This is a genomic window from Nonomuraea bangladeshensis (assembly GCF_039529455.1).
Taxonomy (GTDB): Bacteria; Actinomycetota; Actinomycetes; order Streptosporangiales; family Streptosporangiaceae; genus Nonomuraea; species Nonomuraea bangladeshensis.
The window spans coordinates 598098-612835 of record NZ_BAAAMV010000004.1; the positions used below are offsets into that span (position 1 = coordinate 598098).

The window sequence follows — 14738 nt, forward strand, 5'->3', positions numbered from 1 at the left end:
CGGGCCTACCATGTGAGCGTGACCTCGACACCCCGCCGCGCGTCCAGGAGCGCCGTCGCCGTGCCCAGCATACGGGACGTCGCGGCGGCCGCCGGGGTGTCGTACCAGACGGTCTCGCGGGTGCTCAACGACTCGCCCAAGGTCCGCGCCGAGACCCGCGCCGCGGTGCTGGCGGCCATCGACCGGCTCGGCTTCCGGCCGAGCCGCGCCGCCCGCGCGCTCAGCCTCGGACGTGCCCGCTCCATCACCGTGGTGACGTCCAACACGGTCCTGTACGGCTACGCCGCCACCTTGCAGGGCATCGAGGAGGCCGCGCGCGCGGCCGGCCTGGCCGTCGGGATCCGGGTCGTGGAGTCGGCCGAGCCCGCCGAGGTGAAGCAGACCGTCGACGACGTCAGCGACGCCAGCGCGGGCGGCGTGGTGGTGATCGCGTTCGACCCGATGGGCGTGGCGGTGCTGGAGGCGCTGCCCCGGCACGTCCCCGCGGTGGCCGCCGCCGAGCCGGCCGCGCCCGACCGGGGCCGGGTGTCGATCGCGCTGGACGAGCGCCGCGCCGCCGCCGACGCCACCCGGCACCTGCTGGCGCTCGGCCACCGGACCGTGCACCACGTGGCGATCCCGTCGGAGGGCCGGGCGGGCGGCCGGCTGGCCGGCTGGCGCGACGCGCTGGGGGAGTCGGGCGCGCCGATCCCCGCCGTGCTCGACTGCGGCTGGGACATCGCCTCGGCCTACGCCGCCGGGCGGCGGCTGGCCGCCGAGCCGGACGTGACCGCCATCCTGTGCGGCAACGACGACATCGCCCAGGGGGTGCGCCGGGCGTTGTACGACGCGGGCAAGGCGGTGCCCGGCGACGTGAGCATCGTCGGCTTCGACGACATCCCGGGCTCGGCGTACTGGACGCCCGCGCTGACCACGGTCCGGATGGACTTCGCGGGGCTGGGGCGGGCCTGCTTCCACGCGGCCGTGGCCGAGCTGACCGGCCAGGAGCAGCCGGAGCTCGCCCTGGTCGCGCCCAGCCTGGTGGTGCGCGAGTCGACCGGGAGCCCGCGCGGCATTTAGAAACCTGCGCGTAACGATCCCGCAAACAGGTCTTCCCTCATGTCGGTGTGACCGCTCACACTGCACTTTGTGACCGGTCACACCGATGCGCCATCACTGGTCGCACGAGAGCACGGAAGCACGAAAGAGAGTCCCTTGATGCCTGCTGACGTCGTCGAGATCCTGCGCTGGGGCCACTCCGGCCTCGCCGCCGTCCTGGAGGTCCACCCGGATCGCCCGGTGGCGCTGCGCGAGCTGACCGCCGGGCCGGTCAGCGTGCGGGCGCGGGTCTCCCAGCCGGTGGTGGAGGTGCTGGTGCCCGGCGAGGGCCGGGCGCGGGCCTCGCAGCGGCTCTCGGAGACCGCGGTGGGCTCCCGGCTGCGCTACGCCGGGTCCGAGCAGTCCAGCGCGGACGGCTGGCACGAGCTGCGGGTGCGGATGCGGGACGAGGTGTCCGGGCTGGCCGCCGAGCTGACCCTGCGCTCGCCCGACGGCGTGCCGGCCGTGCAGGCGTCGGTGCGGGTGACGAACCAGGGCGCGGAGCCGGTGCTGCTGCTGGCCGTGACCTCCTTCGCCGCGGGCTTCCTCGGCCTGCCGGTCGCCGACCTGGACGTCCTGTACGGCGACAGCGACTGGCTGGGCGAGAACCGCTGGACCAGCAGGCCGCTCGCCGACCATGTGCCCGACCTCGGCCTGACCGGGCACGGCCAGCACGGCAAGAGCGTCTTCGCGCTGACCAGCACCGGCACCTGGTCGAGCGGGAGGCACGTGCCGATGGGCGGGCTGAGCGAGCGGCGTACCGGCCGGACCTGGCTGTGGCAGATCGAGCACAACGGCGCGTGGCGGTGGGAGGCAGGCGACCGGATGGACGGCGCGTACGTCGCGCTGTCCGGCCCCACCGATCCCGACCACCAGTGGAGCGAGCTGCTGGCGCCCGGGGAGTCGTTCGTCACCGTGCCCGTCTCGGTCGCCGTCTCCGACGACGGCGTGGAGGGCGCCGCGGCGGCGCTGACCGCCCACCGTCGCGCGCTGCTGCGTCCCCATCCGGACCGGCCGGCGCTGCCGGTCGTGTTCAACGACTACATGAACACGCTGATGGGCGACCCGACGACGGACAAGCTGCTGCCGCTCATCGACGCCGCCGCCGCGGCCGGCGCGGAGGTCTTCTGCGTGGACGCCGGCTGGTACGACGACGGCGGCGACTGGTGGGACAGCGTGGGGGAGTGGCTGCCGTCCCGGTCCCGCTTCCCGCGCGGCCTGGAGGAGGTGCTGGCCAGGATCGCCGGGCACGGCATGACGGCCGGGCTGTGGCTTGAGCCGGAGGTGATCGGCGTACGCAGCCCGATGGCCGGCAAGCTGCCCGCCGAGGCGTTCCTCCAGCGCGGCGGCGTGCGCCTGGCCGAGCACGGCCGCCACCACCTGGACCTGCGCCACCCGGCGGCCGTCGCGCACCTGGACCAGGTGGTGGACCGGCTGGTCGAGGAGCTCGGCGTCGGCTACTTCAAGCTCGACTACAACGTCAACCCCGGCGCGGGCACCGACGTCGGCGCCACGAGCGTCGGCGCGGGGCTGCTCGCCCACAACCGGGCGCACCTGGCCTGGCTGGAGGGCGTGCTGGACCGCCATCCGCACCTGGTGCTGGAGAACTGCGGCTCGGGCGCGATGCGCATGGACTACGCGATGCTCTCGCGCCTGCAGCTCCAGTCCACCAGCGACCAGCAGGACTTCCTCCGCTACCCGCCGATCGCGGTCGCGGCCCCGCTGTCGATGCTGCCCGAGCAGGCCGCCAACTGGGCCTACCCCCAGCCCGGGATGACGGACGAGGAGATCGCCTTCACGATGTGCACCGGCATCATGGGCCGGCTCTACCTGTCGGGCAACCTGCACCGGATGACGCCGGAGCAGCTCGCCCTGGTCCGGGACGGCGTACGGCTCCACCAGAGCCTGCGCCCGGACCTGCTGCGCGCCACGCCGTGCTGGCCGCTCGGCCTGCCCGGCTGGGACGACCCGTGGCTCGCCCTCGGCCTGCGCACGGAACACGGCACCCACCTCGGGATCTGGCGCAGGCCGGGAGCCGCCGAGACCACCGTGCTGCGCCTGCCCCACCTGGCCGGGCGCGACCTGCGCGCGCAGGCCGCCTATCCGGCTCCCCAGGAGGGCTGGTCCGCCGCCTGGAACCCGCGGACCGCGGAGCTGACCGTCACGGCGACGGTCCCCGCGCCTACCGCCCGAATTCTGCACCTTCGTCCCTACTAATCTCCCTAAAGGGATGTTCGACGCCAAAGGCGGGCGAACATGGATAAAGGAAGCAAACCGTGAAGCTCGTACCGCGTGTCGCCGCCGTCGCGGCCCTCGCCCTGGCCGTCGCGGCCTGCAGCGATCCCTCCGCCGGCCCCGCCGCGCCGGCCGCAGGCAGCTCCCCGGCCGCCTGGCCGTCGCCCACCGCCCGGCTGGACGGGGTCACGTTGACCATCTGGGCCGCCCAGAACAGCAACACCGTGCCCAAAGCCGTCACCGACGCCTTCACCCAGGCCACCGGCGCCAAGGTCGAGGTCGTCACCATCCCCGACCCGTACGAGCAGGGCGTGCAGACCAAGGTCGCCACCGGCGACAAGCCCGACCTGGCCTTCTGGCAGCCGACGGCGTCCATGCTCACCGCGCTCAACGCCCGCGCCAACCTGCAGCCCCTCGACGGCGCGCCCTGGGTCGAGTCGCTGTCGCCGGAGCTGCGCGACATCACCGGCCTGCTGGACAAGACCCGTTACGCCGCGCTCGTCACCAGCCCCGCCGTCGAGGGCGTCTACTACAACAAGCAGGTCTTCGCCGCCCACGGCATCAAGGAGACGCCCAAGAACTTCGACGAGATGCTGGAGGTCGCCCGCACGCTCAAGGGCAAGGGCGTCACCCCGTTCTTCGAGATGGCCGGCGACAAGTGGGCCACCCAGTGGTGGGTGCAGGTCCAGCTCGCCGACGCCGCCAAGGGCGGCCTGTGGGACCGGGTCAACACCGGCAAGGAGACCTTCGAGGACAAGACCGTCCTCGACGCCATCAAGAAGTACAAGGCGCTCATCGACGAGGGCCTGTTCAACTCCGACATCAAGACCGCCAAGTTCGAGGACCAGGGCGAGGCGCTGCTGTCCGGCAAGGCCGCCATGGCGATCCAGGTCAACTCGTTCTTCGGCCAGCTCCAGGCCAAGGCCGACACCGCCGAGCTGGACGAGAAGATCGGCTTCTTCCCGATCTCGCCCAGCGGCAACGTCGGCACCTCCATCCCCGACCAGTCCAACGCGCTGGTCGCCTTCCGCACCGGCGACGACAAGCGGGAGGCCGCGGCCCGGCAGCTGCTGGCGTACTGGATGGGGCCCGGCTACGCCTCCTTCGTCGCCGACCGCAAGACCGTGTCGCTGCGCCCGGACGTGCCCACGCCCGACGGCGTGCCGCAGGCGCTGCGGGACGTGCACGCCTCGCTCGGCCAGTCGGTCGGCTCCATGCAGTCGCTGGCCGTCGCCAACCCGGACCTCTACCTCAACCTGGCCGACATGATCACCGGCAGCCTGACGCCCGAGCAGGTGGCCGCCGCCACCCAGAAGCAGTTCGCCCAGCTCGCCAAGGCCGCCGGCGCCACCGGCTTCTGACCGCACCGGCGGGAGGCGGCCCCCGGCCTCCCGCCCCTTCCCCACACCCCCAAGGAGCCGATGGTGCCGACCGGCCAGCAGACGCTCACCCGCCCAGCACGCCGCGTCCCGGCCGCCCGACCGGCTGCGGTCGCGCGCGACCGCACCCATCCGATGTGGTTCCTCGTCCCGGCGTTCGTGATCCTGTTCGTGTTCTTCTTCCTGCCGACCCTGTTCAACTTCGTCTACGCCTTCACCGACTGGTCCAGCTTCAAGAGCGACATCCGCCCGGTCGGCTTCGACAACTTCACCGATCTGCTGTCGGACGGCACCCTGTTCAGCGCCCTGCGCATCACTGTGATCTACGCCGCCCTGGTCGCGCTGCTTCAGAACCTGTTCGGCTTCGGCCTGGCGGTGCTGCTGGAGAAGGACACCTGGCTCAACCGGGCCGCCCGCATCGTCTTCGTCGTCCCGGTGCTGATGTCCGCGCTGGCCGTCGGCTACCTCTTCCAGGCCCTGCTCAAGCCCGACGGCAGCCTCAACGACCTGCTGTCGGCCGTGACCGGGCAGCAGGTGGAGATCGCCTGGCTGGGCAGCACCACCTGGACGCTCGTGCTGGCCGCGGCCATCCACGCCTGGAAGTGGATGGGCCTGTCCATGCTCATCTACCTGGCCGGGCTCAAGACCGTGCCCGAGGACGTCACCGAGGCCGCCCGCATCGACGGCGCCAGCGGGTGGCAGGCGTTCTGGGCGGTGCGCTTCCCGCTGCTGGCCCCCGCGATCACCTTCAACGTGGCCACCGCCCTGCTCGGCTCCATGAACGGCTTCGACATCGTGCAGGCGCTCACCGGCGGCGGCCCGGCCCGCAGCACCGAGATCCTCAACATCTTCATCTACCGCACCTTCGGCCAGGGCCTGTTCGCCCAGGCCACCACCATGAGCCTGGTGCTGTTCCTCATGGTCGCGCTGCTGGCCTTCCCGGTCATCCGCGTCCTGCGCAAGAGGGAGGACATCCTGTGACCGCCCCCGTCTACGGCGCGCCGCGCCGCCGCGTCACCCGCCCGCCGGTCGCGCGCGGCTGGGCCGCGCGGCTGCGGCCCGCCGCCGTCGTCGCGCTCGTCGCGCTCGTCATGGGCGTGCCGCTGTGGCTGGTCGTGGTCACCGCGGGCAAGTCGCAGGGCGAGGCGCTGTCGCCGGACCTGTCGCTGCCCTCGCGCTGGCAGCTCTGGGACAACCTGGCCCAGGTCTGGCAGCAGGGCGAGGTGCCCAAGGCGTTCCTCGGCAGCGTGCTCGTGGTCGCGCCGTCGGTCGCTCTGGTGCTGGCGTTCGGCTCGATGGCCTCCTGGATCCTGGCCCGCCGCGCCAGCCGGCTCAACGCCGTGCTGTACGCCCTGGCCATCAGCGGCATCGTGCTGCCGCCCGCCGTCGTCACCATCGTGCTCCTGCTGCGCCAGCTCGGCCTGGCCGGCAGCCCGGTCGGCATGATCGGCGTCTACGTCGGCATCTACATGTCCACGGTGATCTTCTTCGTCACCGGGTTCGTCCGTACCGTGCCGCTGTCGCTGGAGGAGGCTGCGCGGATGGACGGCGCCGGTCCCGTGCGGGTGTTCTTCTCCGTCATCCTGCCGCTGCTGCGGCCGGTGCTGGCCACCGCGACCATCCTCATCTGCCTGTACGTCTGGAACGACGTCTTCTACGCCTTCTTCGTCATCGGCGGCCGGCTCGACACGCTGCCGCTGAACCTGTTCCAGGTCGCCAACGCCGGCCTCTACCTCAACAACTGGCACCTGATCTTCGCCTACATCATCCTCATGAGCCTGCCGCTGCTGGTCGTCTTCGCCGTCGCCCAGCGGAAGATCATCTCCGGCATCACCGGCGGCGCCGTCAAGTAGCCGGCCCGCCCGTCCCCCCCATCCCCCCATGAGAGAGGACGTCATGCCCCGACCCCAGCCCCGAGCACGCGCGGCCACCGCTGCCGCCGCGCTGGCTCTCGCCTCACTGACCGCCGTCCCGGCCCACGCCGCCGCCCCCGACGTGGTGGCGGTGGACTTCGCCCAGCGCACGGGCCCGGTGCACGGCGGTGCGACCGGCATGCTGTACGGCCTGTCGGACCCCGGCGTGCCCGGCGACTCCCTCCTCGCCGGCGCCCGGCCGCGTACGATCGCCCAGAAGGCCCCGGACGGCGACCAGCACCCCAACGGCGACGCGCTCAAGGTCGCCGACGGCTTCTTCGCCGCGGGCGGCGAGGAGATCGTCGTCTACATGCAGGACGTCTACAGCCAGTGGCCCTACGAGAACCGCGGCATCGACGACTACCTCGCCAAGGTGGACACGATGGTCCGCAAGGTCGTGCGCGAGCGACCGAAGGACAAGGGCAAGTTCGTCTGGGTGCCGTTCAACGAGCCCGACGGCATCTGGTACCAGAACTGGAGCACCTCGAAACAGAAGTTCTTCAGCGACTGGAAGGCGGTGTTCGAGCGCATCCGCTCCATCGACCCCGCCGCCCGCATCGTCGGCCCCAACGAGGCCAACTACAACCCCGGCCGCCTGCGCGACTTCCTCACCTGGGCCAAGGCCACCTCCTGCGCCGGCGACCAGCAGGGCAACTGCCTGCCCGACATCATGGCCTGGCACGAGCTGTCGCGCAGCCGGCTCGCCGACTACCGCGGCCACTACGAGGACTACCGCCGGATGGAGCGCGAGCTCGGCATCGGCCCGCTGCCCATCAACATCGACGAGTACGGCAACCGCCGCGACATGTCCGTCCCCGGGCAGATCATCCAGTGGATCTCCCTGTTCGAGGACACCAAGGTCGACGCCGACATGGCCTACTGGACCTACGCCGGCAACCTCGACGACCACGCCGTGCGCACCCGCCAGGCCAACGGCGGCTGGTGGCTGCTCAAGTGGTACGCCGACCTGACCGGGCAGACGGTCAGGACCACCCCGCCGCAGATCGACGTGGCCGACACCGTGCAGGCCGTCGCCGCCATCGACGAGTCCGCCCGGCGCGGCACCGTCCTGGTCGGCGGCGGCTCGCAGCCCGTCCGCCTCGACGTCTCCGGACTCGCGGCCGCCGTCTTCGGCCCGCAGGTCGACGTCCTGGTCTCCAGGACGACGTGGAGCGGGTACGAGGGCGACGCGCTCAAGCCGCCGGTCGTCGCCGCGCGGCGGACCGCCGTACGGGACGGGCGCATCCAGGTGGACCTGCCCGGCGGGGACGTGATGGCCGCCTACCGGGTCACGATCGTGCCCTCCACCGGGGCCGCGCCCGCCACGGACGCGCCGTGGAGCACGTCGGTGGAGGCCGAGTCGGCCACCCTCACCGCCGCGCAGGCGTTCGACCAGGACACCACCGCGGACCCGCAGCTCTACGCCACCTCCGGCAGGCGCGACGTCGGCGCCATGAACCAGATCGGCTCGGCCGTGACGTTCTCGGTCACCGTTCCCCGCGACGGCCGCTACCGGCTCGGCATCCTCCAGGGCGCGAACAAGATCCCCGGCAGGCACGCGCTCTTCGTGGACGGCAGGCTCGACCGGATCGTGCAGTACTCGGCCAACCTGAGCTGGACCTACCGGGGACGCACCGACGTGGAGCTGACGCTGGCCGCCGGCACCCACCAGCTGTCCCTGCGCACCAGCGCCGACGGGGCCAAGCGGCTGCCCGGCAGTGACATCACGCTCGACAGGTTCGACCTCACCGAGGTCACCGGGGCGGAGCGGGCCGCGTATCCGGCCGACGAGGCGCGGCTGTCGGGCGGGGCGCGGATCACCCGCGAGGGGAAGGGGCCGGCGATCGCCCTCGGCGGCGGCGCCCGCGCCACCTTCTTCGTCGCCGCCGGCCAGGACGGCTACCACGACCTGACCCTCTCCTACAAGGCGAGCGCCGCCGGCGACCTGGGGGTCCGCCTCGACGGCCGCGAGGTGCGCGGCCTGCGGGCCACCCGCCCGGGCGAGGCCGCCTCCCGCGCCCGGATCTACCTGCCGGCCGGCGTCTCCAAGATCGAGGTGAGCGGCCCGGCCGGGCTGGAGCTGCGCGAGCTCACCACGGTCAGGACCGCGCAGGCCGACACCGCGATCCACCGGGTCGAGGCCGAGCAGGCGCGCCTGGCCGGCACGGCGAAGGCGGTCACCGTCCCCGCCACGAGCGCGTCCAACGCCTCCGGCGGCGTGTACGTGGGCGACCTCGGCAACGGCGCGGGCAACACGCTGACCCTCACCCGCCCGGCCGGGTTCGGCGCCGGCGAGTACGTCCTGCTCACCCACTACGCCAACGCCGACCGCAACACCGGGCACCCGTACAACACCGACGTCATCAGCCGCTTCCTCGACATCACCGAGACCGGCGGCGTGACGACGCGCGGCGTGTTCCGGCACAACTACGCCTGGGACAACTTCTGGCCCCAGGCCACGCCGCTCACCCTCACCACGCAGGACGGCGCGCTCGTCCTCGGCAACGCGGGCGCCTACGGGCCGAACGTGGACCGGCTGGAGCTCGCCCGCCTCGTCCTGGAGGTCCAGAACGGCTGACCGCCGGCGGGGCACATGCGTGACGACGTAGGGGACGCTGTCGACGATCGCCGACAGCGTCCCCGAGACGCCGAGCGGCCCTATCGTGGTCGGCCCCGGCCTCCTGGCCGTCACGCCCGCCTGACCCGGCCATCCCCACGTGTTGCCGCGTCGCCGTCGCTCAGGCGTGCAGCCACGCCCGGGCCTGCGCGAGGATCTCAGGGGGCGTCGTACGGTTGACGTCCGTGACCAGATCGGCGATGGTGACCCCGCGCAGCGACTCCCGCCAGGCGCGGTCGGCGGATTCCATCGTGCGGGCGATCGGGCAGGGAGTGTCGCACCGCTCCGCCGGCACGGCCATCGGCCCCCGCTGACGCACTTCCGTACACCGGAACGCCGGCTCGACGCCGTCGATCGCCTCGACCACGTCCAGCACGGTGATCTCAGTCGCGGCCCGGGTCAGCACATAGCCGCCGGACTGGCCCAGCGTTGAGCGCACGAGCCCTGCGCGGGACAGCAACTGCAGCTGTTTGGCCAGGTAGCTCTGCGAAACGTCGTGCAACTCGGCGAGCTTGGCCGCCGGCACCGGCGCCCCCGCCCCGCTCAGCACGACACAGCAGTGCAAGCCCCACTCGACCCCGCCGGACATCTTCATGCGCCCAGCCTACTTGACTCGGACAACTCTTATCCGAATAGAATCTCGGACAACAATTATCCGAATTCAGGGCGTCGAGTCGCCGACGGTTCTCGTGACCCCCGCCGATGCGCCGTCGGCGCACGCCGGCCTCGACGACGCGATGCCCACGCCTCAAGGAGAAACCATGACGACCCACGTGCACACCAGTGAGCCCCGCCTCGACCTGCGGACGGCCGCTCCGAAGGCCGCCAAGGCGCTCTACGCCGCGGACCAGGCGATTCTCGCCTCGCCGCTCGACCCGACCATCCGGGAGCTGGTCAAGCTGCGTACTTCACAGATCAATAACTGCGTGCACTGCATCGACCTGCACAGCCACGATGCGCTGGAGCAGGGCGAATCGCTGAACCGCATCATCCAGCTGTCCGCGTGGCGCGAATCGGCGCTGTTCACCCCAGCGGAGCGGGCGGCGCTCGAGTACACCGAGGCCGCGACGACGCTGACCCCGCACGGCGTCAGCGACGAGATCTGGGCCGGCGTCCGCAACCTCATGACCGACGAGGAACTCGGCGCGCTGGTCGTCCAGGTGGCTCTGATGAACGCCTTCAACCGGTTCGGAGTCCCGCTGCAGATACCGGCGCCGCCCCGCGATTAGTCCTGCCGCTGTGCTCGTCCTCGGCAACGTGGGCGCCCACGGGCCGAACGTGGACCGGCTGGAGCTCGCCCGCCACGCCCCTGCGGGACTGGGCCTTTCCTCGATGCTGTGTTAGCGCTAACTTGACTGTGGCAGACGGATTTCTCTCCGGGCGGGCGTCAACGATCACGCAGTGAGCGACGCCCGCACGGAGAGAACCATGACAGGCACCACGTCTCGTCGCGCCCGCCCGACCGCGCGACCGATCGCCACGACGACGCACGAGAGGGGTTCCTTCATGGACACATCCCGAGGCAGGCGACTGCTCGCCGGGCTGGCGGCCCTGGTGCTGCTGCCGATCACCGTGGTGAGCTTATGGACGACGCCCGCGGCGGCCGCGACCAGTCAGTTCCGCGGCATGAACTGGGCGGTGCTGGGCGACAACTTCAGCACCGCCCCGCTCGTCGTCGACGGGCTGAGCGGCTCCGACAGCTACGCAACCGTGCAGGCCAAGGCCAACGCGCTGTACGACGACATGCAGTCCACCCTCGGCGTGAACACCGTCCGCCTGCCGATCAACACCCACACCGTCGGCACCGCCTGGTGGAACGCCTACCGTGGCGCCGTCGACGCCGCCACGGCGCGCGGATGGAAGGTCATCCTCGCCTACTGGGAGGACGGCGCCGCCTCCGGGGGCCGCATCACCAACCTGGCGGCCTGGAACTCGATGTGGTCGACCGTGACCTCCCAGTACGGATCGAACGGTCTCGTGTACTTCGAGCCGATGAACGAGCCCCACGGCTACAGCTCCGCCGAGTGGCGCAACCTCGCCGCCGACTGGCTGACCTCCCACTACTCGGCCCCGCCGAACCGGGTGCTCGTCGGCGGCACCGGCTACAGCCAGGACCTCCGTGACCTGTGCAACGACTCGCGTTTCGCCGGCACGCTGTTCTCGTTCCACCACTACGCGTTCTTCTACTCCGCGAACACGTACGACGGCTGGCGGTCCCACGTCCAGACGCGCCTCGGCAACTGCGCCTCCCGGGCGGTCGTGACCGAGTTCGGGGCTCCGATGAACAACGGCCTGAACTACGCCGACGCGAACAGCACCGACAACTTCGTCCGCCACATCCGCGCCGTCACCCAGGTGATGCGGGACAACGCCATGGGCGGCACCTACTGGCCGGCCATCGGCGGCAAGCCCGGCGACATCGGCTACGACTGGTACGCGATGTACGCCAAGAGCGGCAGCGGCACCGCCCTCGACCTCACGATCCGCAACCAGTCCGGCGCGACCCGCCTGCGCTACGGCTGGGGTGACGCCGTCGACGGCGGCGGCGGCCCCACGACGACCCAGATCGTCAACCAGAACTCCGGCAAGTGCGTCGACGTCCTGCAGGCCTCGACCGGGAACGCCGCCGAGATCATCCAGTACACCTGCACCGGCGCCGCCAACCAGCAGTGGCAACTGCGCGATCTCGGCAACGGCTACCACAACCTCGTGGCGCAGCACTCCGGCAAGTGCCTCGACGTCAACAACGCCTCCACCGCCGACAACGCGGCCGTCATCCAGTACACGTGCGGCAGCGGCACCAACCAGCAGTGGCAGCTCCGCGCCGTGCCAGGCACGAGCTACGTCGAGATCGTCGCCCGGCACTCGGGCAAGTGCCTCGACGTGTCCGGCCAGTCGACGGCGAACAGCGCCCGCCTCCAGCAGTACGCCTGCTGGGGCGGCGCCAACCAGCACTGGGACGCCTGACGCCACACCACACGAAGCGGACCGCCGACACAAATCATCTAGGCGTGCTTCTCGCCGCCGGCCCGGTGCCGTGGCCTGCCGGGCGGGCGGGGCCGGGGCAGGAAGACGGCCGCGAGCAGGCCGATCGCCATCGCGCCCGTCGCGACAAGGAAGGAAACGCGGAAGCCGTGCAGGGTGGGGACGGTGACGCCGTTCACCTGGTGCGCGGTGCCGGCGAGGACCGTGGCGATGACGGCGCCGGCGACCGAGGAGCCGATCGAGCGCATCAGCGTGTTGAGGGCGTTGGCCGAGCCCGCTTCCGAGGCGGGGGCCGCGTCGGCGATCAGGGCTGGGAGGGCGGAGTAGGCGAGACCGATGCCGACGCCCAGGATCGCCGTGATGACGAGGCTCTGCCAGGGGGCGCTCAGCAGCCCGAGGCCGGCGCCGTAGCCGAGCGCGATGACCATCATGCCGAGGATCAGGGCGGCCTTGGGGGACAGTGCCGCGGACAACCGGGCGTAGAGGGGGGCCGTGAGCAGCATGGTCAGGCCGAGCGGCACCATGCACAGGCCGGCGACCACCATGGACTGGCCGAACCCGTGGCCGGTGCTCGCCGGCATCTGGAGGAGCTGGGGAAGAACCAGCGACACCACCAGAAAGGAGGCGCCGACCATGATCGAGGCGAGGTTGGTGAAGAGCGCCGCGGGGCGGGCCGTGGTGCGGAGGTTCACCAGCGGTGTCTCGAGCCGTAGCTCCATGACCCCCACAGGACGAGGACGACGGCCGCCGCGGCGAACAGCCCGAGGGTGGCGCCGGAGGTCCAGCCCCAGGAGCCGCCCTTGCTGACCGGCAGCAGGAAGAGGACGAGACCGGCGGACAGCCCGATCGCGCCGAGGACGTCGAAAGTGCCTGGCACGCGGGCCGAGGACTCGGGGACGACGAGGAGGGTGAGGACGATGCAGAGGACGCCGAGGCCGGCGGAGCCGTAGAAGAGGGCGTGCCAGTCGAGGTGCTGGGCGACCAGGGCCGCCGCGGGCAGGGCGAGACTGCTGCCGATGCCCATGGATGAGCTCACCAGGGCCATCGCCATGCCGAGCTTCTCGCGGGGGAGCAGGTCGCGCATCAGGCCGAGGCCGAGGGGGACCGCGCTCATCGCGAGACCCTGGAGCGTCCGGCCCGCGATCATCACGTACAGGTCGCTGGTGAGGGCGCTGACGAGTGCGCCGCCGACCATCGCCCCGAGGCCGAGGACCAGCATGCGGCGCTTGCCGTGAAGGTCGCCGAGGCGGCCCATGATCGGCGTGGCGACGGAGCCGGCGAGCAGGGTCGAGGTGATGACCCAGCTCGCGTCGTCCGGCTCGGCGCCCAGCAGATGTGGCAGGTCCTTGAGCACCGGGATGAGCAGGGTCTGCATCACCGAGACCACGATGCCCACGAAGGCGAGCACCGGAACGAGAGCGCCGCTCCTCGCTCTGGGCGCGGGAGGGGCGGACGGCGTGGGCGTGCGTGTCATGGGCGTGCGTGTCATGAGGGACGGTCCCCGGACCGGGGGGTACGGGGTGCCGGATTCGTCGAACCGGCCGCTGCCCAGGGGCCGAGGGCGAACCCGGCGCCCTTCCGCCGGACCTCCACGGCGCCCGCGCCGCCGAAGTGCGCGGGGACGAGCAGTTCCCTTTCGTCGGCCGCCCGCCCGAGGATGCGGCGGCGGCTGGCCGCCGCTTGTCGCGGGGCCAGGCAGGCGTTGCTGTTGAGGCAGGGGTCGAGGATCTGCACCGGGCTGTGCAGAAGATCTCCGACGAAGACCGCCCGGTCGCCGCCGGAGGCGAGTCGCAGCACCGACGAGCCGGGAGTGTGGCCGGGGGCGGATTCCAGGGTGAGGTGTTCGTCGATGCGGTGGTGGCCGTCCCACAACACGGCCTGTCCGGCCTGGTGGACGGGTGCGACGCTGTCCTCGTAGATCAGGCGGTCGACCTCCTGCGCGCCGTTGCCGTACGCGTTGTCCGGGCCGTAGTGGAAGTCGTCGGCGGCTGGAATGAGGTACTGGGCGTTGGGGAACGCCGGCACCCACTGCCCATCCTCGTCGAGGGTGTTCCAGCCGACGTGATCGACGTGCAAGTGGGTGTTGATCACGACATCGACGTCCTGTGGATGAACGCCGGCTCTCGCCAGGAGGTCAAGGAACTCACTCCGAGCCTGGTGGAACGGCCCCATGCCCGGTCGTTCGCGCCCGTTGCCCGCTCCGGTGTCGACCAGGACCGTCCGCCCGCCGCTGCGCAGCACCCAGCTCTGCAGGGCGGTCACCAGCAGGCCGCTGTCCGGTTCCCAGTGATCCGGCGCCAGCCAGTCCTCGTTGTCCTTCCACACCTCGCCACCGGCTTCCGCGAAGAAGGCGGAGGGGGGCAGGAATGGGGCGTGCCACTCGACGACCCGGATGATCTCGACGTCCCCCAGGGTCATGCGCTGCGCACTCTTGTCGTCGTTCGTCATGGGAACGACCCTAAGAAGGTGCGGACGATCGCCTCAATGCGTATTCAGCTCAGTCAGATACGAGTCCGTCTCACGGACTATACG

At 71.5% G+C, this 14738-nt stretch carries 12 protein-coding genes; 8 read left to right on the forward strand and 4 right to left on the reverse strand.

Annotated features, from left to right (window positions below; genetic code table 11):
• The first annotated feature begins 18 nt into the window (after window positions 1–18).
• The 6 genes from ABD292_RS14680 (at window position 19) to ABD292_RS14705 (ending at window position 9182) form a co-directional block, all read left to right on the forward strand.
• On the forward strand, window positions 19–1059 hold the full coding sequence (locus ABD292_RS14680) for a LacI family DNA-binding transcriptional regulator (protein WP_344207735.1): 1041 nt from the start codon (window positions 19–21) through the stop codon (window positions 1057–1059).
• A 138-nt stretch (window positions 1060–1197) separates the two neighbouring features.
• Window positions 1198–3294 (forward strand): alpha-galactosidase, encoded by a 2097-nt coding sequence (locus ABD292_RS14685; RefSeq protein ID WP_344207736.1) that lies wholly within the window; start codon window positions 1198–1200, stop codon window positions 3292–3294.
• Between the two features lie 59 nt (window positions 3295–3353).
• Window positions 3354–4673 (forward strand): ABC transporter substrate-binding protein, encoded by a 1320-nt coding sequence (locus tag ABD292_RS14690; protein WP_344207737.1) that lies wholly within the window; start codon window positions 3354–3356, stop codon window positions 4671–4673.
• 60 nt (window positions 4674–4733) lie between these two features.
• On the forward strand, window positions 4734–5672 hold the full coding sequence (locus tag ABD292_RS14695; protein WP_344207738.1) for a carbohydrate ABC transporter permease: 939 nt from the start codon (window positions 4734–4736) through the stop codon (window positions 5670–5672).
• Window positions 5669–6544, forward strand: a complete 876-nt coding sequence (locus ABD292_RS14700) for a carbohydrate ABC transporter permease (RefSeq protein ID WP_344207739.1) — start codon at window positions 5669–5671, stop codon at window positions 6542–6544. The genes ABD292_RS14695 and ABD292_RS14700 overlap by 4 nt, the downstream gene beginning before the upstream one ends.
• A gap of 43 nt (window positions 6545–6587) precedes the next feature.
• Entirely contained in the window at window positions 6588–9182 is a 2595-nt protein-coding gene (locus tag ABD292_RS14705) for a CBM35 domain-containing protein (RefSeq protein WP_344207741.1), read from the forward strand.
• A 160-nt stretch (window positions 9183–9342) separates the two neighbouring features.
• Here ABD292_RS14705 and ABD292_RS14710 read toward each other — a convergent pair whose 3' ends face one another.
• Window positions 9343–9816 (reverse strand): RrF2 family transcriptional regulator, encoded by a 474-nt coding sequence (locus tag ABD292_RS14710; protein WP_344207742.1) that lies wholly within the window; start codon window positions 9814–9816, stop codon window positions 9343–9345.
• A 166-nt stretch (window positions 9817–9982) separates the two neighbouring features.
• Between ABD292_RS14710 and ABD292_RS14715 the strand changes: the two genes are divergently transcribed.
• Window positions 9983–10450: a carboxymuconolactone decarboxylase family protein gene (locus ABD292_RS14715; protein WP_344207743.1), complete on the forward strand. Its 468-nt coding sequence runs from the start codon at window positions 9983–9985 to the stop codon at window positions 10448–10450.
• Between the two features lie 277 nt (window positions 10451–10727).
• A complete protein-coding gene (locus tag ABD292_RS14720; RefSeq protein ID WP_344207744.1) occupies window positions 10728–12188 on the forward strand; it encodes an RICIN domain-containing protein in 1461 nt (486 codons plus the stop codon).
• 38 nt (window positions 12189–12226) lie between these two features.
• Here the strand turns inward: ABD292_RS14720 and ABD292_RS14725 are convergent, their stop codons facing one another.
• The 3 genes from ABD292_RS14725 to ABD292_RS14735 are packed head-to-tail and all read right to left on the reverse strand — an operon-like array spanning window position 12227 to window position 14654.
• Window positions 12227–12925, reverse strand: a complete 699-nt coding sequence (locus tag ABD292_RS14725; RefSeq protein WP_344207745.1) for an MFS transporter — start codon at window positions 12923–12925, stop codon at window positions 12227–12229.
• Window positions 12895–13680, reverse strand: a complete 786-nt coding sequence (locus ABD292_RS14730; RefSeq protein WP_344207747.1) for an MFS transporter — start codon at window positions 13678–13680, stop codon at window positions 12895–12897. The genes ABD292_RS14725 and ABD292_RS14730 overlap by 31 nt, the downstream gene beginning before the upstream one ends.
• 11 nt (window positions 13681–13691) lie before the next feature.
• Window positions 13692–14654, reverse strand: coding sequence for an MBL fold metallo-hydrolase (locus ABD292_RS14735; RefSeq protein WP_344207748.1), 963 nt, complete (start codon window positions 14652–14654; stop codon window positions 13692–13694).
• Window positions 14655–14738: the final 84 nt, after the last annotated feature.